General features: G+C 41.3%; 19 protein-coding genes. 14 read left to right on the top strand and 5 right to left on the bottom strand.

Annotated elements, in window-relative coordinates; translation table 11 throughout:
- Positions 1 to 182 precede the first annotated feature (182 nt).
- Both uvrB and uvrA read left to right on the top strand, forming a co-directional pair.
- Positions 183 to 2,168 (top strand): excinuclease ABC subunit UvrB, encoded by a 1,986-nt coding sequence (uvrB, locus tag NST73_RS16450; protein ID WP_073412837.1) that lies wholly within the window; start codon positions 183 to 185, stop codon positions 2,166 to 2,168.
- Positions 2,169 to 2,175: 7 nt separating this feature from the next.
- Positions 2,176 to 5,052, top strand: a complete 2,877-nt coding sequence (gene uvrA / locus NST73_RS16445; RefSeq protein WP_203143709.1) for an excinuclease ABC subunit UvrA — start codon at positions 2,176 to 2,178, stop codon at positions 5,050 to 5,052.
- Positions 5,053 to 5,084: 32 nt separating this feature from the next.
- Here the strand turns inward: uvrA and NST73_RS16440 are convergent, their stop codons facing one another.
- On the bottom strand, positions 5,085 to 5,315 hold the full coding sequence (locus NST73_RS16440; RefSeq protein ID WP_008348188.1) for a hypothetical protein: 231 nt from the start codon (positions 5,313 to 5,315) through the stop codon (positions 5,085 to 5,087).
- Positions 5,316 to 5,512: 197 nt separating this feature from the next.
- Here NST73_RS16440 and NST73_RS16435 point away from each other — a divergent pair, with 197 nt between their 5' ends.
- From NST73_RS16435 to NST73_RS16415, 5 genes are all read left to right on the top strand, one after another.
- A complete protein-coding gene (locus NST73_RS16435; protein WP_008348186.1) occupies positions 5,513 to 5,848 on the top strand; it encodes a hypothetical protein in 336 nt (111 codons plus the stop codon).
- A gap of 11 nt (positions 5,849 to 5,859) precedes the next feature.
- The gene (locus tag NST73_RS16430) at positions 5,860 to 6,951 is read left to right on the top strand and encodes a DUF4097 domain-containing protein (protein WP_342499221.1); all 1,092 of its coding nucleotides are present in this window, start codon (positions 5,860 to 5,862) and stop codon (positions 6,949 to 6,951) included.
- Positions 6,952 to 6,957: 6 nt separating this feature from the next.
- Complete coding sequence (locus NST73_RS16425) at positions 6,958 to 7,152, top strand: PspC domain-containing protein (RefSeq protein WP_008348183.1); 195 nt, start codon at positions 6,958 to 6,960, stop codon at positions 7,150 to 7,152.
- Positions 7,153 to 7,539, top strand: coding sequence for a phage holin family protein (locus NST73_RS16420; protein WP_007500042.1), 387 nt, complete (start codon positions 7,153 to 7,155; stop codon positions 7,537 to 7,539).
- 96 nt (positions 7,540 to 7,635) lie between these two features.
- Positions 7,636 to 11,487 (top strand): metallophosphoesterase, encoded by a 3,852-nt coding sequence (locus NST73_RS16415; RefSeq protein ID WP_342499220.1) that lies wholly within the window; start codon positions 7,636 to 7,638, stop codon positions 11,485 to 11,487.
- A gap of 26 nt (positions 11,488 to 11,513) precedes the next feature.
- On the opposite strand, the gene NST73_RS16410 is transcribed toward NST73_RS16415, so the two are convergent.
- The 3 genes from NST73_RS16410 to nagA are packed head-to-tail and all read right to left on the bottom strand — an operon-like array spanning position 11,514 to position 14,173.
- Positions 11,514 to 12,239 carry a GntR family transcriptional regulator gene (locus tag NST73_RS16410; RefSeq protein WP_041507821.1) on the bottom strand — a complete coding sequence of 242 codons (726 nt, stop codon included), beginning with the start codon at positions 12,237 to 12,239 and terminating at the stop codon, positions 11,514 to 11,516.
- An 18-nt stretch (positions 12,240 to 12,257) separates the two neighbouring features.
- On the bottom strand, positions 12,258 to 12,983 hold the full coding sequence (nagB, locus tag NST73_RS16405; RefSeq protein ID WP_041507820.1) for a glucosamine-6-phosphate deaminase: 726 nt from the start codon (positions 12,981 to 12,983) through the stop codon (positions 12,258 to 12,260).
- The gene (nagA, locus tag NST73_RS16400; RefSeq protein ID WP_342499219.1) at positions 12,983 to 14,173 is read right to left on the bottom strand and encodes an N-acetylglucosamine-6-phosphate deacetylase; all 1,191 of its coding nucleotides are present in this window, start codon (positions 14,171 to 14,173) and stop codon (positions 12,983 to 12,985) included. The genes nagB and nagA overlap by 1 nt, the downstream gene beginning before the upstream one ends.
- Positions 14,174 to 14,349: 176 nt before the next feature.
- On the opposite strand from nagA, the gene hprK reads away from it, so the two are divergent.
- The 7 genes from hprK to NST73_RS16365 all read left to right on the top strand — a co-directional run bounded on the left by hprK (position 14,350) and on the right by NST73_RS16365 (position 19,475).
- Positions 14,350 to 15,282: an HPr(Ser) kinase/phosphatase gene (gene hprK / locus NST73_RS16395; protein ID WP_003212943.1), complete on the top strand. Its 933-nt coding sequence runs from the start codon at positions 14,350 to 14,352 to the stop codon at positions 15,280 to 15,282.
- 11 nt (positions 15,283 to 15,293) lie between these two features.
- The gene (gene lgt, locus NST73_RS16390; protein ID WP_342499218.1) at positions 15,294 to 16,118 is read left to right on the top strand and encodes a prolipoprotein diacylglyceryl transferase; all 825 of its coding nucleotides are present in this window, start codon (positions 15,294 to 15,296) and stop codon (positions 16,116 to 16,118) included.
- An 18-nt stretch (positions 16,119 to 16,136) separates the two neighbouring features.
- Complete coding sequence (locus NST73_RS16385; protein WP_342499217.1) at positions 16,137 to 17,081, top strand: nucleoside recognition domain-containing protein; 945 nt, start codon at positions 16,137 to 16,139, stop codon at positions 17,079 to 17,081.
- Positions 17,078 to 17,728: a pyrophosphatase PpaX gene (gene ppaX, locus NST73_RS16380; RefSeq protein WP_007500058.1), complete on the top strand. Its 651-nt coding sequence runs from the start codon at positions 17,078 to 17,080 to the stop codon at positions 17,726 to 17,728. The genes NST73_RS16385 and ppaX overlap by 4 nt, the downstream gene beginning before the upstream one ends.
- 1 nt (position 17,729) lies before the next feature.
- Positions 17,730 to 18,248 (top strand): acyltransferase, encoded by a 519-nt coding sequence (locus NST73_RS16375; protein ID WP_024719892.1) that lies wholly within the window; start codon positions 17,730 to 17,732, stop codon positions 18,246 to 18,248.
- Between the two features lie 69 nt (positions 18,249 to 18,317).
- Positions 18,318 to 18,746, top strand: coding sequence for an Rrf2 family transcriptional regulator (locus NST73_RS16370; protein WP_024719891.1), 429 nt, complete (start codon positions 18,318 to 18,320; stop codon positions 18,744 to 18,746).
- Positions 18,747 to 18,833: 87 nt separating this feature from the next.
- Positions 18,834 to 19,475 carry an NAD(P)-dependent oxidoreductase gene (locus tag NST73_RS16365; protein ID WP_327862214.1) on the top strand — a complete coding sequence of 214 codons (642 nt, stop codon included), beginning with the start codon at positions 18,834 to 18,836 and terminating at the stop codon, positions 19,473 to 19,475.
- Positions 19,476 to 19,506: 31 nt separating this feature from the next.
- On the opposite strand, the gene NST73_RS16360 is transcribed toward NST73_RS16365, so the two are convergent.
- A complete protein-coding gene (locus NST73_RS16360; protein WP_024719888.1) occupies positions 19,507 to 20,298 on the bottom strand; it encodes a C39 family peptidase in 792 nt (263 codons plus the stop codon).
- Between the last annotated feature and the right edge of the window lie 106 nt (positions 20,299 to 20,404).

Genomic DNA, 20,404 nt, shown 5'->3' with positions numbered 1-20,404 from the left:
CGCTCCAAAATGTTCCATACTGAAAGGAAGGTTTCTTTAGAGGGTTATGAGCCACGGCAGAGAGGGTATGGTTGTATTGGAAATAAAAATCAAGTCAGACACGAACTTTAGTTCGTATTTTTGTGTTCTTTTATGATAATATATTCATTAGATAGATTTCGTAACGAAACGGAGGCTTTGATGTGAGTGACCGCTTTGAATTAGTTTCTAACTATCAGCCCCAAGGAGATCAGCCAAAAGCCATTGAAAAGCTTGTGGAGGGCATCCATCAGGGGAAACAGCATCAAACGCTGTTAGGTGCTACAGGTACGGGAAAGACCTTTACTGTATCTAACCTGATCAAAGAAGTGAACAAACCAACACTTGTCATTGCGCATAATAAGACACTTGCCGGACAATTATACAGCGAGTTTAAGGAATTCTTTCCGAATAATGCTGTTGAATATTTTGTGAGTTATTATGATTATTACCAGCCTGAGGCGTACGTGCCTCAAACTGATACATTTATTGAAAAGGATGCCAGTATTAATGATGAGATCGATAAGCTAAGACACTCCGCCACATCCTCATTATTTGAGCGAAGAGATGTCATCATCATTGCCAGTGTGTCCTGTATTTATGGCTTAGGTTCTCCTGAAGAATACAGAGAGCTTGTGCTGTCTTTACGAACTGAAATGGAAATTGAACGCAATCAACTGCTGCGTAAGCTTGTGGATATTCAGTATTCTCGTAATGATATAGATTTTCAGCGCGGAACCTTCAGAGTTCGAGGAGACGTCGTTGAAATTTTTCCTGCTTCACGAGATGAGCATTGTATCAGAGTGGAGTTTTTCGGTGATGAAATTGAACGTATTCGTGAAGTAGATGCTCTCACTGGAGAAATTCTCGGTGATCGTGACCACGTTGCTATTTTCCCAGCATCTCACTTCGTCACAAGAGAAGAAAAGATGGAAAAAGCGATTATTAATATTGAAAAAGAGCTTGAGGAACAGTTGGAAAAGCTTCGTGAAAACGGAAAACTACTTGAAGCACAGCGTCTTGAGCAGCGGACAAGGTATGACCTTGAGATGATGAGAGAGATGGGCTTTTGTTCAGGGATTGAGAACTACTCAAGACATCTCACCTTACGTCCGCCCGGTTCAACACCTTACACATTGCTTGATTATTTTCCGGATGATTTTATGATTGTTGTCGATGAGTCACACGTGACCATCCCGCAAATTCGCGCCATGTACAATGGGGACCAGGCAAGAAAACAAGTGCTTGTTGATCACGGATTCCGTCTGCCGTCAGCACTTGATAATAGACCACTCACATTTGCTGAGTTTGAAAAACACATTAACCATATTGTGCATGTATCCGCAACACCTGGCCCATACGAGCTTGAGAAAACGCCAGAGGTTGTGGAACAAATTATTCGACCAACCGGTTTGCTTGATCCAATCATTGAAGTCCGTCCGATTGAAGGACAAATCGATGACTTAATTGGGGAAATTCATGCAAGGGTTGAGAAAAATGAGCGTGTGCTTGTGACGACTTTAACGAAGAAAATGTCTGAGGATCTGACAGATTATCTGAAAGAAATCGGAATCAAGGTCAATTATCTGCACTCAGAAATTAAGACACTAGAGCGGATTGAGATTATTCGTGATTTACGTCTCGGAAAATATGATGTGCTTGTTGGGATCAACCTTCTTCGAGAAGGTTTGGATATTCCAGAGGTGTCGCTCGTGGCGATTTTAGATGCGGATAAAGAAGGCTTTTTACGTTCAGAAAGATCCCTCATCCAGACGATTGGCCGTGCTGCAAGAAATGCAGAAGGCCGGGTTATTATGTATGCAGACAATATGACGAAATCAATGGATATTGCCATACAAGAAACAAAGCGGAGACGTGAGCAGCAAGAAGCGTATAATGAGAAATTTGGTATCACTCCGCAAACGATCCATAAGAAGATTCGAGATGTGATCAAGGCAACAAAAGTACATGAGGATTCGGAAGAATACGAAACAAAAGCAGCACCAAAGTTGTCAAAAATGAGCAAAAAAGAACGAGAAAAAGTGATCGAAAACGTCGAGATGGAAATGAAAGATGCAGCAAAAGCGCTTGATTTTGAAAAAGCAGCAGAATTAAGAGATCTATTGCTAGAGCTAAAAGCGGAAGGATGAATGCCAGATGGCTATGGAACGAATAGAGGTGAAAGGGGCAAGAGCCCACAACCTTAAAAATATTGATGTCAATATCCCGCGCGATCAGCTAGTGGTCATTACGGGTTTATCTGGTTCGGGAAAATCGTCGCTTGCCTTCGATACCATTTATGCAGAAGGTCAGCGCAGGTATGTTGAATCACTGTCAGCCTATGCACGTCAATTTCTCGGTCAAATGGACAAACCAGATGTAGATGCGATTGAAGGGCTTTCTCCAGCGATTAGTATTGACCAGAAAACGACAAGCAGAAACCCTCGATCAACCGTTGGGACTGTTACAGAAATTTATGATTACTTGCGTCTATTATATGCTCGAGTCGGAAAACCGATTTGTCCTATTCATGGGATCGAAATTACATCACAGACGATTGAGCAAATGACAGACCGTATTTTAGAGTATCCAGAACGAACGAAACTACAAGTGCTTGCGCCGATCGTATCTGGACGTAAGGGAACACACGTGAAAGTACTTGATCAAATTCGGAAGCAGGGCTACGTTCGAGTCAGAGTTGATGGCGAGATGGAGGACCTGTCAGAAGAGATCGAGCTTGAAAAGAATAAAAAGCATTCCATTGAAGTGGTGATTGATCGAATTGTCGTGAAAGAAGGCGTGGCTGCACGGTTGTCTGATTCTCTTGAAACGGCACTCCGACTTGGTGAAGGTCGTGTGATGATCGATGTGATTGGACAAGAGGAGCTGTTATTTAGTGAGCATCATGCTTGTCCGCACTGCGGATTCTCTATTGGGGAACTTGAGCCGAGAATGTTCTCGTTTAATAGCCCTTTCGGTGCCTGCTCAAGCTGTGATGGGCTTGGTTCTAAACTAGAAGTAGATCCAGAGCTTGTGATTCCGAATAAGGATTTGACTTTACGTCAGCATGCCATTGCCCCATGGGAGCCTCAAAGCTCACAATATTACCCGCAGCTTCTTGAGGCGGTATGTACACACTATGGAATTGACATGGATATTCCAGTAAAAGATATTCCGGCGCATTTATTTGATAAAATTTTATATGGCAGCGGCTCTGAGCTGATTTATTTTAAATATGAAAATGATTTTGGCCAGGTCCGTGAAAATGAAATCGAGTTTGAAGGTGTGCTTCGTAACATTGAACGGCGCTACAAGGAAACGAGCTCCGATTATATTCGGGAGCAGATGGAAAAATATATGGCCAATCAGCCATGTCCGACCTGTAAAGGATATCGCCTGAAAAAAGAAACACTTGCGGTTCTCATCAATGGCAAACATATCGGAGAAATGACCGATTTGTCTGTATCTGATGCCCTTGATTTCTATGAGAAAATTGAGTTATCTGAGAAAGATTTGCAGATTGCCCAGCTCATTTTACGTGAAATCAAAGAGCGCTTATCCTTCTTAAATAATGTCGGATTAGATTATTTGACATTAAGCCGGTCTGCTGGCACATTATCAGGCGGGGAGGCGCAGCGGATTCGTTTGGCGACACAAATTGGATCAAGACTGACAGGCGTTCTTTATATTTTAGATGAACCATCGATTGGTCTGCATCAACGGGATAATGACCGATTGATTGGAACATTGAAAAACATGCGTGATATCGGAAACACACTGATTGTCGTAGAACATGATGAAGATACGATGCTTGCCGCTGATTATCTCATTGATATTGGACCAGGTGCAGGGGTTCATGGAGGAGAAGTGATTTCAGCTGGAACACCAGAAGAAGTCATGAAAGACCCAAAATCGTTGACTGGACAATATTTATCTGGTGAGAAATTCATCCCGCTTCCGATTGAGAGACGAAAGCCTGACGGCCGATTCATTGAAATTAAAGGGGCAAAAGAAAACAACCTTAAAAACGTGACTGCGAAGTTTCCTTTAGGTGTCTTTACCGCTGTGACAGGTGTGTCAGGATCAGGGAAAAGTACACTTGTGAATGAAATTTTATTGAAATCCCTTGCCCAAAAACTGCACAGAGCAAAAGCGAAGCCAGGACAGCACAAAGAAATCAAAGGAATGGATCACTTAGACAAAGTCATTGATATTGATCAATCTCCAATTGGCCGTACACCAAGATCCAATCCTGCTACGTATACAGGTGTATTTGATGACGTGCGGGATGTCTTTGCGCAAACCAATGAAGCGAAGGTACGAGGCTATAAAAAAGGGCGATTCAGCTTTAACGTGAAAGGTGGACGCTGCGAAGCGTGTCGTGGAGATGGCATTATTAAAATTGAAATGCACTTTTTACCTGATGTATATGTGCCTTGTGAAGTGTGTCACGGGAAACGTTATAACCGCGAGACGTTAGAGGTCACGTATAAAGGGAAAAATATTTCCGATGTGCTTGAAATGACGGTAGAGGACGCACTTCAATTTTTCGAGAATATCCCGAAAATTAAGCGGAAGCTGCAAACGATCTTTGATGTTGGATTAGGATACATTACACTTGGGCAGCCTGCCACGACATTGTCTGGTGGAGAGGCGCAGCGCGTGAAATTGGCATCCGAGCTTCACCGCCGTTCAAACGGAAGATCCTTGTATATTTTAGACGAACCGACAACGGGTCTTCATGTGGATGATATTGCTAGGTTGTTAAAAGTGCTCCAGCGCTTGGTCGAAAACGGGGATACGGTATTGGTCATTGAGCACAACCTTGATATTATTAAGGCAGCCGATTACCTTGTTGATCTAGGACCAGAAGGCGGTGCTGGTGGAGGAACGATTATTGCTTCAGGAACACCTGAACACATTGCTAAAGAAGAAGCTTCTTACACCGGTCGATACTTAAAACCGATTTTAGAGCGTGATCGTGAGCGAATGAAACAGTTAGTCAAAGAAACAGAAAGTGTGACATCCTCATAAAGAAAAACCCCTCCGAAAGAGGGGTTTTCCTTTTATTGCACATCTTCCTTTGGCATTAAGTTACTGAGGTGCGTTAAATCCTTTAAAATATGAGTGCTGCTACTATCGAGCAGTACTTTTAAATAACGGATATCACCATACTTCGGATGAGACGGATGAATGGCCTCTAGCTCCTTGATCATATCGCTGTTCATGCTTTTCTGTTTCTGTATAAGGTCTAAAAGCGTTTGTGCCGTGTGGTTAGCATTATGATGATCTGTCAAAATAATTACCCCCTATAATGATAATCACCATCTTTTCAACATATTTTAAAGGGTAATCCATGAAGAATCTACACTTAGGTGCAAAAAGAAAGAATTTGTGTCTAAGGTCATATGTAAATCGAATGAGTTTGAAACTTTTTATACGCCATAAACGTATGAGTTAGAAAGGAATTTTCATCATGAAGGAGCGAATATATATGAACAGAGATCAGTCGATCATTGCATCTATTTGTTATTTCAGTGTATTTTTCATGCCGTTTATTGTACCGATCGTGGCATATTTTGTAGTGGATCAAAAGGAAACGAAACGGCATTCGCTGCGTGCATTGTGGTCACATGTTTTGCCAGTCGCAGCGTGTGTGCTGCTGGTTTTTGGAGCTATCCCCTTTTTATTGACGACACAGGCAAGCGACTCACTCGTTCCAGTGTTCACCGTACTTATCTTGTCCTTTTTAGTCGCCATTGGCTTTTTGATCTCTGTCATTTGGAATATCATTCAAGGTATTAAAGTGCTTCAATCCATCAAATCGTAGGAGGGCTTTGTATGAATGAAAAAGAGCGCATTTTAAAATTAGTAGAAGACGGGACATTATCTGCAAAAGAAGCGATTACGCTAATTGAAAAACTAGAAGAAAATCAGTCCATTTCACTAGAAAAATCAACGGCTGATCATACCTTTCATGAAGAAAAAGCTGGCACAGAGAATAAAGAAACTGGTACTGAAAACCTCGGTGCAAAGCTGTTTGGATGGTTAGATTCGGCGGTGAAAAAGGTCAAAGATGTAGATCTTGATTTGAACTTTGGACAGTCCGTCGACGTTGAACACATTTTTCAATTCAAAGACGCGGCACTGTCCCATTTAGATATTCAATTGGCAAACGGCAGTCTCAATTTGATGCCTTGGGATGATGGGGATGTTCGAGCAGAGTGTCATGCGAAAATTTACCGTGCAGAGGATGGAGAGCAGGCAAGACATCAATTTCTTCAACATCTGGATTGCGGACTTGAAGGGGACAAATTTTTTATCCGAACTGAAAAGAAGACCATGAAGGTCAATGTCACTCTGTATGTACCACGTATCCAATACGATAAGATCAAAGTCAAACTGTTTAATGGACCGATTCGCGGGGAAAAGCTAAAGACAAAAGAACTGGCTGCAAAAACAACAAATGGCGTCGTCTCTTTTGCCTCTTTACAAGCAGAAAAAGTCGGAATTGAAACAGCAAATGGACAAATCAAACTGGCTGATCACGAGTGTGGTATGATTGAAGTAGAAACCATTAATGGGCTCATTGACCTGCGTGGGAAAAGTGAATCAATTGATGCACAGAGCTTCAATGGGAACATTGCTGTTCAGCTGTCAGATGAGAAATGCCGTTCGATCTATGCAAAAACGACAACAGGCAGTGTGGACGTTCAGATTCCGCGTGCTTGTGCAGTGACTGCGGAGCTGAAAAGCAATCTCGGATCGATCTCTCATGAGCTGCTTGATGCAAATATGATTAAAGAGAAAAATGAAACGTTGCAAAAAGAGAAAATGATCAAAGCCAATCAACAGGCGGAGCACAATATATCCATTTTTGCAGAAACAAAAACAGGCTCAATCCAAGTAAAGCACCAATCAGACAAGGAGTGATTCTACATGAAGAAGCTTTATCGTTCAGCGACAGATAAAAAAATAGCGGGTGTTGTCGGTGGACTTGCTGAATACTTAAGTGTCGATGCATCCCTGCTTCGTATTTTAACGGTGATCATCGGATTTATGACAGCATTTATGCCGATCTTCTTGATCTACTTCATCTGGTATTTTGTTGTTCCGGAAGAAGGCACTAACTAAATGCTTAGATGGATCGTTAGTATTTTCGTCAATGCATTACTTTTAATCGTCATTGCTGGATATTTTGATTCAGGCATTCTGCCAGGCCTTGGTAGTGTGTATATTGAAGGCTTTGGCGCAGCGATTGTAGCAAGTATTATTTTGTCCTTGCTCAATATTTTAGTGAAGCCGTTTTTGATCATTTTAACGCTGCCAGTGACAGTACTTTCACTAGGATTGTTCCTCTTTGTCATTAATGCCATCACACTGATGATGACCTCAAGCTTTATGGGAGATAGTTTTAACATTGATGGGTTTGGAACGGCCATTTGGATGGCTGTCATTTTATCCATTTTCCATCTGCTCATACAGAAAGGAATCGTGGAACCGTTAGCGAAAAAAAGCTAACGGTTTTTTTTTGTGTGAATTTATATCGTTTCCCCGTTCCATCTGTCATAAAAACCGTCTTCAGGAGACACAATATCCGAAGGGAGGCGGTGCACGATGGTGAATGTGAGCAGACAAATCATTCTTTTCCTTTTTTTGAGCATTCTTTTTTGTTTCAGTCAGCCTGCTTCAGCAGGATCTTTGACACAAACACAAGTGAACATACGAAAGCCCTTTTCACCTTTTATCTTTGATCAATTTCAAGTAGATGTCCGTCCGGTTCAAGGAAAAAAACGTGATCTTCAATTTCGGGCATCTATTAGTCAGTCAGAGCAAATTTTGTCTGCAAACTTGTACTATAAACAGAGTGATGAACTAGGATATCGATTGATCCCAATGGAACGATTGCCGGGGATGAAACCAGAATTCACAGCGAAAATCCCGACAGATCAATTGTGGAATCCAACAGTTCATTACTATACAGAATTCCTGACGCAGAAGTCTGTCATCAAAACAACCGAACAAGCAGTTCACTTAAACGGATTTGAAGAGGATCTCTCACAAATTCCTGAGCTATTGATGACAGAAATCGTCGTGAATTCAAAAAACCGCAAAGGCAAGGATGCTTTTGAATTCATCGAGGTGTATAACACAACTCATGCACCCATTTCACTTCGACATTACCAGCTTCGCTATCGCAATCCAGCGCAAGGCGTAGAGATGGATGATATATATTCATTTCACACAAGTCCTATCACCATTTCTCCTGGAAAACCATACGTATTTTGGCTTAGAAAAAAAGGGCAGGAGCATTTAACGGTAGCGGACTTTAATGCGATGTACAAAAGTCATTTAAAAGAGGGCAAGCATCTATCGTTCATTGAGAGTAAAGGATTGTCCAATTCTAAATCCCGCCTTGTTTCTATCACAACAAATATAGGAGAAGAGGTATCGTCGGCATCCTATCGTTTAAAGCCTTCATTGTTTAGCGAGCACAGATCGTTACTGTTCAAGTATCCAATGGATGGTACGACACAAATGAAGCTGATCTCGAAAGTGGAGGAAGAGCCAACACCCGGAAAAGTGTTAAAAGCACAAATTCCAACTGAAAAAAAAGAAATATCACAAGATGTTCATAAACCTGTGATCGAAGATATGACAGACAATCAACCGATAAAACCAACTGAAGGCATTGAAATGAAGGCAGATGTGCAGGATGATCAGTCCGTCAAAACGGTCAAATTGCGATATCGGACCAATCGTCATGAAGATTTTAAAGAGGTGCTGCTTCAAAAGGATCATAATGATCGGCTGTTTCACTATATTATTTATTCACCTGAGCTCATCGGTAAAGATCGATTGGAATATCAGATTGAAGCGTCTGACGGCGAAAATCAAGCAATGACAATGAAAAAAACAATTGATGTGGAACAAGTAAGCAAAGCTCACGGCCTTCGATTGAATGTAGAAGAAGGAGATACGGTTTCTGGCGTATTTCACTTAAAAGCAACAGCAGATCAGAAAAAAAGCATAAAATTAATGATAGATGGAAAACCAATTCGACAAGTATTCCCTGCACTTGAAGCAGATCCATATCTTGCATTTGATGTCAAAGGGACAAATTTATATTTTAAGAATGGTGTGTCTATAGGTAAGCACTTACTTTCCATTTTTGATGATTCGACAAAAGTGTATCGCACCTATACGATACCAATACCAGAAAAACACTTAGAAAAGGCAGGTCCACAAACGATATCATTCCATGCTGGGACGAAGTCATCGCCGTTTGACCGATTTCCTGGAGAAAATCACGATGATTTTGAATTGAAAAATGTCCAGATGATTTTATCGAATGGAACTCAAATTCTGCCTCTAAATGCGAGCCAGCATGAGGAATGGAAAATGGGCGACGGTGGCAGCGCTAAGAAGGTGAGAGCATTTCAGTTTCAAATCCCGAAGCAGGCATATGCTTCAAGCTATATTCAGTGGGATACAAGAAGGCTGAAAGAAGGAGTACATGTTGTTCAGGCTAAAACCGCAGACGAATCTCAATCTGTACGTGTGAAAGTCGATAACACGGGTCCGAAAATCAAGAGTAATATACAGGCAAATGACCAATATAAAGGCGTCTTTACGTTAAAGGCAAAGGTGACGGATCGTTGGAGTGACATAACGGAGATGAAGGCATATTTAGATGGAAAACCGATCTCTTTGCCTTATCAAACGTCCTCTAGCGAATTAGAACCTGGAGAACACACATTGAAGATAAAAGCAAAAGATGCCGCTGGAAACAAATCAACTTTGAAGAAGGTTTTTAAGACGGTACATGAACACCCTGAAACGCCAGAGAGAGTGTCAGATAGGACAAAAAAGGAATCATCTAAGCAAACAGTGCTAACCAATGATCCTACTAATGATCAGTTAGATTACTCCTTTTACCGTGCCTATCAATATACATCGCTGCATCCGTCCATGAAGATTTTCAAATATGCAGCGGAAACGGAGCCGCCAAAACATTTAAATGAAACAGGGGAAATGATTTTTTCTGATCGAGAAAGAAATCGCATTGCATTTGCTGATGGTAAATCAGTGGAAACGAAAGATCTACAGCATTTTCCTTATCATCGCTTTCAAATCAAGGTTCATCACGATGTACGTGAAAAGGATGTTGTCGAGGCTGTATGGAAAGGAAGCTCATTATCAGGGAGAAAGGTAACGATGTACGCTTGGAATCATCAGCAAGAAAAGTGGGATAAAATCACTCATCACTTTGCCAAGGATGAAAAGGAATTTTACCTAAAAGGGCTGCTGTCAGTCAGACAGTATATGAAAAATCAAACGTTTGATTTGCTTGTACAAGATGAGATCAGTAAGTCGTTAAAGCCTTATAAGATGGTGTGGATGTCTGATACTCAATATTATGCCAGAAGTTATCCTCATATCTTCAAAAAAATGGTCGAGTGGATCAGAGATCAAAGGGACCCATTAAATATTCAATATGTGTTCCATACAGGTGATATTGTGGATGATTCAAAGGATAAGCAATGGAATCGTGCCGATACATTTATGCGTGTGTTAGATCAGCATCAGATTCCTTACGGTGTATTAGCTGGTAATCATGATGTCAGACACAAAGACGGCCATTATAGGGAATATGGGAGATACTTTGGAGCGAAACGCTTTGAAGACAAGCCATATTACGGTGAATCTTATCAAAACAATCGAGGTCATTATGATCTTATCTCTGCTGGTGGCAATGATTATATGATGGTGTATATGGGCTGGGGGATCAAGCAAAATGAGATTGACTGGTTAAATCGAGTCATTTCTGAACATCCAGATCGCATTGTCATTTTAAATTTCCATGAGTATTTGTTAGTGAGCGGCAATCGAAGCCCAATTGGAGATTTGATCTTCCATCAAGTGGTAAAGCGTCACCCGAATATTGTCGCAGTATTTAGTGGCCACTACCACGGAGCCAGTCGAAAAGTAGATGAGATTGACGATGATCATGATGGAAAAGTGGACAGAAAAGTATATCAAATCCTTGCAGATTACCAGTCAGGTCCTGAAGGTGGTCAAGGTTTTATGCGGCTGATCACTGCGGATCAAGAAAAAAATAAGCTTCATTTCACCACATACTCACCTTACTTGAATCAAGAACATTTTTATGATCCAAAAACGTATGGAGATCAAGATGAATTTTCAATTGATGTCGATTTAACACCAAAAATGAAATCCGTTAAAACCAATTATTTTGAATTGAATGTCTACACAAACGTTCTTCTTGGAGAAGTCAAAGGTGTGAAAAGTGGTAAAAAAGCAACCTTTGAATGGAAAGGGTTAAAGCCAAATCAAGAATATTATTGGTACACTGTCGCAAAAGACCGTTTCGAAGGGAAAGCGATTTCGCCTATATGGAAAATTCATACAAAAAATGATGATCAATCAACATTTCTTAGGAAATAAAAAACTGTGCTTTCAGGAGCACAGTTTTATCTTTCCATTGTGTGAGTGAGCTTGTATCGATCCCCTCTATAAACGGACATGACATACTCGAATGGAAGGTCATTTTGAAAATAAGTTGTTCTTGCAATGGAGAGAACAGGGTCCCCTAATGAAATAGACAGCACGTTAGCTTCTTCCTTTGAAGCAACATTGGCTTCAAGCTCCTGCTTGGCATGGGCAATGGTTAGACCTGTGTTCGCTTCTATATATTCATATAAAGATCCAGTTAAATGGTCCTTTGTGAGCTCGCCAGCAAATTTTTCAGGAATATAACTCGTTTCAATAGCCATTGGTTCATCGTTTGCAAGGCGGATTCGTTTTAATTCATAGACATCTTCACTGTTCGACAGCTGTAATGATTGCAGCAAGTGCTCTGGGCATGCGACTTTTTTGAAATCAATCAACTGACTTGAAGCTTTGAGCCCACGTTGACGCATATCTTCTGTAAAGCTTGTTAAGCCTTGAAGCGGTTGTTCAAACTTCTTTCGGCTAACAAATGTTCCTTTTCCTTTTTGCCGGTATAAATATCCTTCGTTCACAAGGTTCGATAAGGCTTGTCTGACAGTCATTCGGCTAATACCAAAGCGTTCGGCATATTCTCTTTCAGAAGGAATGAGTGTATCAGGTGCTAACGTTCCATCCTCAATCTGCTTTTTCAAGTTCTCCATAATCTGATGGTACATGGGGATAGGTGACTGCTTATCAATAAACATGTGAAAATCCTCTCGTGTTTAGCGTAGTGAACCAGCTTCTCGATCAATAAAAATCGTCACATCTTCATGAAGTTTCAGAGCAGATGCAGGGAAGTCTGGGTGAATCTCTGTTCGTTCTAAATATTGTATCACGTCCGCTTTTGATTTTCCTGATGCAAGAAGGAGAATTTTTTTACTTGAAAGAATGCTTGCAATTCCCATTGTAATGGCATGTGTAGGTACCTCATCTATAGAAGAAAAGTACCTGGCATTGGCTTGGCGAGTGTGTTCATCTAATTGGACGACATGCGTCTTTGAGTCAAAGGGAGTACCAGGTTCATTAAACCCGATATGTCCATTTTGTCCGATACCAAGTAGCTGAAGATCAATACCCCCTAAATCTTCAATGAGCTGATCATACCTTAAGCACTCTTCTTCCAAGTGAGAAGCAGCACCATTGGGGAGGAAATATTGATCTGATGGGAGATCAATATGGTCGAATAAATGACGCTTCATGTAAGTCATATAACTATTTTCATGATTTGGATCAATTCCCACGTACTCATCCAGATTCACTGTTCTTGCTTGTTTGAAAGACAATTGTTCTGTTTCATGCAACTGAATTAACTCTTTATAAGTGTCAATTGGTGTACCGCCAGTTGCCAGACCGAGAACCGCATCTGTTTTTGATTCAATGGTACGTGCAATGAAAGCAGCTGCTGCTTTTCCTAATTGATCTTTATCTGCAAATTCGATGATGTTCATCAGTGTGTGGCCTCCTTTTTTTCATAAACGATTTGTCCATGGCAGATCGTCATCATGAGTTCGCCAGCTTCATCCCAAATGACCAAGTCTGCCAGTTTTCCAACTTCGATCGAACCGAGCTGATGATCGATCCCGAGCTGAGTGGCTGCATTTGTTGAGGTCATTTGAGCAATTTCTGTCCATCCACATTGTGTGATCTGTCTCATACGTTTGACCCCATCTTTCATTTGTAAAATCGATCCTGCAAGTGTTCCATCTGCCAGCAATGCTTTTTCACCGCTGACTGTCACAGTCTGTCCGCCAAATTCGTAGGTTCCCTCTCCAAGTCCTTTTGCACGCATTGAGTCTGTAATCATGATCAAACGTTCACTACTCTTTGCCAAATACGCAAGCTTTACGGAAAGAGGATGTGAATGAATGCCATCTGTAATCAGCTCAGTCAAAAGCTTTTCGTTTGTAAGCGCAGCCCCTGCAACATTTGGCTCACGATGCTGAAATGAACTCATCGCATTATAAAGATGCGTGACATGACGCGCACCGTGCTTTGCTGCTAGTTCAATCATGTCATGAGGGGCATTTGTATGTCCAATAGAAGGAATGATATTTTTTTCTTTTAGCAGGGAAAGGAATGCAAAATCAGTATCTTCCTCAGGTGCAAAAGTGACAATTCGAATCAGCTGATCTGCTGCACTCAGCCATTTCTCAAAAAGAGGAAGGTTAGCCTGTGTAATCCATTGAGCAGGCTGCGCTCCAGCTTTATCTTTAGAAATAAAAGGACCTTCTAGATGAATGCCTAAACATTGTGCCTGACTTCCAGCTTGCTTTTTATTATAGGGTCTCCACTGTGCGACATTTTTAAGTGCTTGCTCAATCTCTTGATGATTTTGTGTAATGGTTGTTGCTAAAAAGCTTGTCGTTCCTTCTGCGGGTAAGTGATCAGCAAGTGTATTCATGGCTTCTGGTGTCGCATCCATCATATCTGCACCATATCCTCCATGGATGTGAATATCAATCATTCCGGGGAGTAAATAAAAGTTTTCCCGGGAAATATATACTTTTTCATAATTTCCTGTCGGCGGTGATGTTGAAATATAGTCGATCTTGCCATCGCGTAAACCGACAAAACCGTTTTCAATGATTTCTGTCTTTGTCACAATATGAATATTGGAGAGCAATAAAGAACTGCTCATGATTGTGCCCCCTTATTCTCGTCGTTAGATTCAGTTTACCTTTTTTAAGTATAGTTGTCTATACCAGTAAATGTGATGAAACAGGATCAGGATAAAATACTATTTTGGGTTCATCATTGAAAGTGATAAAATAGAGCTGTATTTCTGAAACGCCTGCGATAAAAGGAGGAAGAAGCGTGCCGAAAGTTCGTACGAAGGACATAATGGAACAATTTCATCTTGAACTGGTAAGTGGGGAAGAAGGGATTAATCGTCCCATTACAATCAGTGATCTTTCCAGACCAGGTATTGAAATGGCTGGATATTTTACATATTACCCAAAAGAAAGAGTTCAACTTTTAGGGAAGACAGAGCTTTCTTTTTTTGAACAGCTCCCAGAACGCGAACGAAAGCAGAGAATGATGTCTCTTTGTACAGATATTACCCCTGCCATCATTTTGTCACGAGATCGTGAAGTACCAAAGGAATTGATCGAAGCTTCAAACGAAAATGGAGTGCCGGTTTTACGCTCAAGCTTAAAAACGACAAGACTTTCGAGTCGATTAACGAACTTCTTAGAAAGCAAGCTTGCACCAACGACTGCGATTCATGGCGTACTCGTAGATGTATATGGTGTAGGTGTGCTGTTAATTGGAAAAAGTGGCGTAGGTAAAAGTGAAACGGCTTTAGAATTAGTGAAGAGAGGACACAGGCTGGTTGCAGACGATTGCGTGGAAATCAGGCAAGAGGATCAGGATACGTTAGTTGGAAGCGCACCAGAGCTGATTGAGCACCTTCTAGAAATCCGTGGATTAGGCATTATTAATGTGATGACCTTATTTGGAGCGGGCGCTGTCAGAAGCTATAAGAGAATTACGATTGTTATGAACCTTGAGCTTTGGGAACAAGGCAAACAGTATGACCGTTTAGGACTTGAGGAAGAAAAAATGCGGATCATCGATACAGATGTACCAAAGCTGACCATCCCTGTACGTCCGGGACGAAATTTAGCGGTCATCATCGAGGTAGCTGCAATGAACTTCAGATTGAAACGAATGGGACATAATGCAGCGGAACAATTTACAAGTAAACTTGCCGATGTCATTGAAGACAATGGCCAGGATGAATAGGAGCTGTCTATATGAATGAAGCAATTCAACCAATTGATCCGATTGCTTTTCAGCTCGGACCTATTTCGGTTCATTGGTATGGTGTGATTATTGGGGTCGGAGCCCTGCTTGGACTCTGGCTCGCATTAAGGGAGTGTGAAAAAAGAGGCATCAATAAAGATATGTTTATTGATCTCATCTTATTTGCCATTCCTATCGCCATTATTTGTGCACGAATTTATTATGTATCCTTTGAATGGGATTATTATCAGCAGCACCCAAATGAAATCATCAAGATTTGGAATGGCGGAATTGCCATACATGGTGGACTGATAGGGGCCGTGCTGACAGCGATTGTCTTTACTAAAGTGAGAAAGGTGTCCTTTTGGAAAATCGCCGATGTCGCAGCGCCTAGTATTTTACTAGGGCAAGCCATCGGGCGCTGGGGGAACTTTATTAATCAGGAAGCGCATGGTGAGGCTGTTTCAAGAGCCTTTTTAGAAAATTTGCACCTGCCTGAGTTTATTATTAATCAGATGTACATTGACGGGACCTACTATCACCCTACGTTCTTATATGAATCATTATGGAATATCGCAGGCTTTTTGATATTAATCTTATTACGTAGAACATCATTGCGTCGAGGCGAAATGTTCTTGTCTTATTTAATCTGGTATTCAATCGGTCGTTTCTTCATTGAAGGAATGAGAACAGACAGCTTAATGCTGACTGAGCACCTTCGAATTGCACAGATGATTTCAATTGCCATATTTGCAGTGGCTGTTTTGCTGATTGTGTTTAGAAGAATCAAGGGATATGCATCTATACCGTATAAAGAGAACAACTCATCAAATTAAGAGCAAGGGGGATAAGAGATGGGGGAGACATGGAAAAACGGCTTGAAAGCAGGGTTATCGACAACTTGGACACTTGGAAAAGTCATTTTTCCGGTTACCATTCTCGTTAGTATCTTGCAGCATACACCTGTGATGGATTGGATTATACAATTCATCCGTCCATTTATGGGCCTGTTTGGTCTTTCAGGGGAAGCGGCCATTCCGCTTGTTTTAGGAAATATGCTGAACTTGTATGCGGGTATTGCAGCCATCTTGACATTAGAGCTGTCTGTGAAGGAAGTGTTCATTTTAGCGGTCATGCTCTCCTTTTGTCACAACTTGATCATCGAATCAACAGTGGCGGCGAAGGTTGGGCTGCGGGTGTCTGTCATTTTGCTAGTCAGAATCAGTCTTGCCGTCGTGTCAGCAATTGTCATTCACCTCGTTTGGCAGGGAGGCGAGGAGCCGGCGCAATATGGTTTGCTGACAGCTGCTCAGTCGGCTGATGTGCCTTCTAGCTGGTATATGATCGTACTTCTTGCTTTACAGAAAGCTGTTCTTGGTGTGCTGCAGCTGGCTTGTATTGTCATTCCTCTCATGATCATTATTCAATTCATGAGAGACTTAGGGTGGCTCCATACGCTGTCTAAGTGGCTGTCTCCTTTTACGAGAATGCTTGGAATGAAAGAAAATACGTCTATGACGATGGTGGCTGGTTTGACCATTGGTCTTGCCTACGGGGCAGGCGTCATGATGAAGGCAGTGGAAGAGGACGGTGTCAGCAAAAAGGATTTAACGCTTGCTTTCATTTTCCTTGTGGCGTGTCATGCGGTGGTCGAAGATACACTCATTTTCATTCCTTTAGGTATTCCAGTCTGGCCGCTTCTTCTTATTCGCCTTATTTCTGCTATTTTATTGACAGCTGCCATCAGCTATATTTGGCGGAGGCGGGAACATGCAGCTGTTAGAAAGGAAGCTATATGAACCAATCAACTATTAACACAGTGTTATTTGATTTAGATGGCACATTAATCAATACAAATGAATTAATTATTGCTTCATTTCAGCATACGCTTGATCATTATTACCCTGGTCAATACAGCCGTGAGGATATCCTTCATTTCATTGGTCCATCATTATTTGATACATTCTCTGCAATGGATCCGAATCTGACAGATGACATGATTCAGATGTATCGAACGTTTAATCATGAACAGCATGATCTGCTTGTGACGGAGTATGAGACGGTGTTAGACACGTTGAAAATTCTTCAGGATCAGGGATTTAAGCTCGGAATTGTGACAACAAAAATCCGTGATACGGTCTTAATGGGATTAAAGCTGACTGGATTGGAGCCATTTTTTGAGGTCATTGTCACACTTGATGATGTACAAAATGAAAAGCCGCATCCAGAACCAGTTCAACTTGCATTATCCAAGCTCGGCAGTGATCCGCATGAGGCGATCATGGTTGGTGATAATTATCACGACATTTTATCTGGTCAAGCGGCAGGGACGAAAACAGCAGGTGTTGCTTGGTCTATTAAGGGAGAAGAAGCCCTGTTAAAGCATCGCCCAGATTATATGCTGCAGAAAATGAGTGATCTCTTGGCGATTGTTGGAGCTGATTAAGTTGAGAAAAACAGATCGTTATCCTGTCAAAGGGGTCAATTCGCTTAGACAAGTCTATCGAACGGTCCCCTTTCTCAAGGTTGTGAAAAACTTTATCTTTATTCAAATGGCAAGGTATACGCCTTTTATGGGAATGAAAAATTGGATTTATCGCACCTTCCTTCGGATGAAAGTCGGGGAGGATACGGCGTTTGCTTTAATGGTGATGGTCGATCTCATGTTTCCTGAGAAAATCACTGTCGGCCGAAATAGTGTGATTGGTTATAACACAACCATTCTGTCCCATGAGTATTTGATTAAAGAGTATAGGCTTGGGGAAGTCTATATTGGTGATGAAGTGTTAATTGGGGCAAATTCAACGATTCTACCTGGAGTGACAATTGGTGATGGTGCGATTGTATCGGCGGGAACTCTTGTGAACAAAGATGTTCCGGCAGGCTCCTTTGTTGGAGGAAATCCAATGCGGATGATTTATACGAAAGAGGAAATGGAAGCACGTCAATCTTCGTCTGCTGAGTAGCTCGGCAGACTTTTTTGTTGACATTCTAACATGGTGTAACTATAATGATTACAACAGAGGTGAGAAAACATGAAAATCAGCAGCAGATTTACTGTCGCTGTCCATATTCTGGCCTTGCTATCACTTGAAAAAGGTTCTTTACAGACATCGGAGGATATCGCAGGAAGTGTCAATACAAATCCAGTGGTGATTCGCCGTATCATGAGTAAGCTCAAAAAAGCAGGCCTAATCTCAACGAGTCTTGGCAAAGGCGGTTCTCAATTGAATCGCAGTGAAGATGACATGACACTGCTCGATGTGTATAAAGCGGTTGAAGTTGTGGATGAGGGAGAGTTGTTTCAAATTCATGAAAGCCCAAACCCTGACTGTCCGATCGGTGCAAATATTCAAGCTGTACTAGAATTAATTTTGTGCCGTGCTCAAAGTGCGATGGAGCAAGTGCTTGCTGAGATCAAATTAAGTGAACTAACGCAGGTTTTAATCAAAAAAATTGGATGATCTATTCAATTTTTTTTACCTCTGTTGTAACTATCGTGGTTACATCTTAAGTGATCAAAATAACAATATATTGTAGGAGGAATTTACATGAACATTGGAATCATTGGCGCAACAGGTAAAGCAGGACAACACATTTTAAAAGAAGCTCAATCGAGAGGGCACGAAGTAACGGCAATCGTTCGAGATGCACAAAAAGTGACCAATTCATCAGCAGCTGTTTTAGAAAAGGATGTTTTTCACTTAGAGGCAGGAGACGTCAAAGGTTTTGATGTGATCGTAAACGCATTTGGTGCACCAGCAGGACAAGAGCACCTTCATGTAGAAGCAGGGAAAAAACTCATTCATCTCTTGAAAGAGACACCAGAAACGCGTTTAATCGTTGTGGGAGGTGCTGGAAGTTTATTTGTAGATGAGGCCAAAACAACTAGACTGATGGACACACCGGAGTTTCCAAAGGAATACCTTGCTACTGCTTCACACCAAGGAGAAAATTTAATAGATCTTCAAAAGACCGAAGGATTAAAATGGACATTTCTTAGTCCAGCTGCATTCTTTGATCCAGCAGGCAAACGTACAGGTGCTTATGTGAAAGGCAAAGACCATCTTATCGTCAATTCAAAGGGTGACAGCTATGTGAGTTATGCTGACTACGCCGTTGCGCTTGTCGATGAGATAGAACAAGCTGCTCATGTTGGAGAACGTTTTACTGTGGTTTCTGAAGCAGAATAAGAAAATAAAAACCCCGCTATTTAGCGGGGTTTTATGCTTTAATGATAATCGCCTGGCTGCCCATCTGTTTCCAAGAATCCTCAAACTGTTCACGATCTACTTTTTGATTCTTTTCTCCGTAAGGGTTATTTAAGTAGACATGATCTTTGTCATAGCCAGTGATGACGACGCTATGCATATTAAAGCTGATATCTATTTTCCCATTTGGTGTATTCCATGTTTCAATGTTATCTGTTTTGGCAAAGGTCGAAGTGGTAATGACCCAGACAGGATAACCTTTTTCAAGTGATTGGTAAATGGCCTTTTTAACTGGCTTGCCGGTTAAGTCAACGGCTTGATTACCTACATATTTTTTCGCAAGCTGATAAATGGGTTCGTGGTACACACCAAGACCTGGTCCATTCTCCATATCGCCTACAAACCCGTCATGAGGGTCTCCTTTTAAGCCATTCTCATAATTGAGCGGGACACGCTTAATCTCGTTTGCCAATGCGTTTTTCGTTATATGCTCATAGCCGCTGTAATGAAGAAGCATGGCTAAGCTCGTGACTTCGCATCCGTTATAAAGCTTTGGTGCATCCATTTGATTAAAGAGGATGACGTCCATGGCTTTTTTATTTCCTTTTAAACTAGAATGTGTTGTTTCTGTTTTTTTCGTAGAACGTGTTTCTTCTGCTGCTAGTGCGGTATCATTTTCTTTTTCTTTGGCTTCTTGCGGTGACGTTGTTTTCTTGACTTGGTCGAATTGTGAAATGTAAATAAAGCCGAAATAAACAAGACATGCGCACAACAAAGTTAAGATTAATGTCTGGATGAATTTCACTGTAATCTCCTGTGTTATTCAATATTTTTAAGTATTATAGCATGTTCCTAAAGCAAAGAGATCAAAAAGGATTAGGTGTCATTTGAATGTAATATATGAACAAATG

The organism is Bacillus sp. FSL W7-1034 (assembly GCF_038593365.1).
In the GTDB taxonomy this organism is placed as follows: Bacteria; Bacillota; Bacilli; order Bacillales; family Bacillaceae; genus Bacillus; species Bacillus altitudinis.
This window is presented reverse-complemented; position numbering and strand designations above follow the sequence as displayed.

Bases quoted from the DNA above. Each gene is read 5' to 3' on its own strand.
- NST73_RS16430 (WP_342499221.1), top strand. From the start codon at position 5,860: ATGAATGAAAAAGAGCGCATTTTAAAATTAGTAGAAGACGGGACATTA.
- NST73_RS16420 (WP_007500042.1), top strand. From the start codon at position 7,153: ATGCTTAGATGGATCGTTAGTATTTTCGTCAATGCATTACTTTTAATC.
- nagB (WP_041507820.1), bottom strand. From the start codon at position 12,983: ATGAACATCATCGAATTTGCAGATAAAGATCAATTAGGAAAAGCAGCA.
- NST73_RS16365 (WP_327862214.1), top strand. From the start codon at position 18,834: ATGAACATTGGAATCATTGGCGCAACAGGTAAAGCAGGACAACACATT.
- NST73_RS16385 (WP_342499217.1), top strand. From the start codon at position 16,137: ATGGGGGAGACATGGAAAAACGGCTTGAAAGCAGGGTTATCGACAACT.
- NST73_RS16435 (WP_008348186.1), top strand. From the start codon at position 5,513: ATGAACAGAGATCAGTCGATCATTGCATCTATTTGTTATTTCAGTGTA.
- ppaX (WP_007500058.1), top strand. From the start codon at position 17,078: ATGAACCAATCAACTATTAACACAGTGTTATTTGATTTAGATGGCACA.
- NST73_RS16415 (WP_342499220.1), top strand. From the start codon at position 7,636: ATGGTGAATGTGAGCAGACAAATCATTCTTTTCCTTTTTTTGAGCATT.
- nagA (WP_342499219.1), bottom strand. From the start codon at position 14,173: ATGAGCAGTTCTTTATTGCTCTCCAATATTCATATTGTGACAAAGACA.
- NST73_RS16370 (WP_024719891.1), top strand. From the start codon at position 18,318: ATGAAAATCAGCAGCAGATTTACTGTCGCTGTCCATATTCTGGCCTTG.
- uvrA (WP_203143709.1), top strand. From the start codon at position 2,176: ATGGCTATGGAACGAATAGAGGTGAAAGGGGCAAGAGCCCACAACCTT.
- NST73_RS16410 (WP_041507821.1), bottom strand. From the start codon at position 12,239: ATGTTTATTGATAAGCAGTCACCTATCCCCATGTACCATCAGATTATG.
- NST73_RS16425 (WP_008348183.1), top strand. From the start codon at position 6,958: ATGAAGAAGCTTTATCGTTCAGCGACAGATAAAAAAATAGCGGGTGTT.
- lgt (WP_342499218.1), top strand. From the start codon at position 15,294: ATGAATGAAGCAATTCAACCAATTGATCCGATTGCTTTTCAGCTCGGA.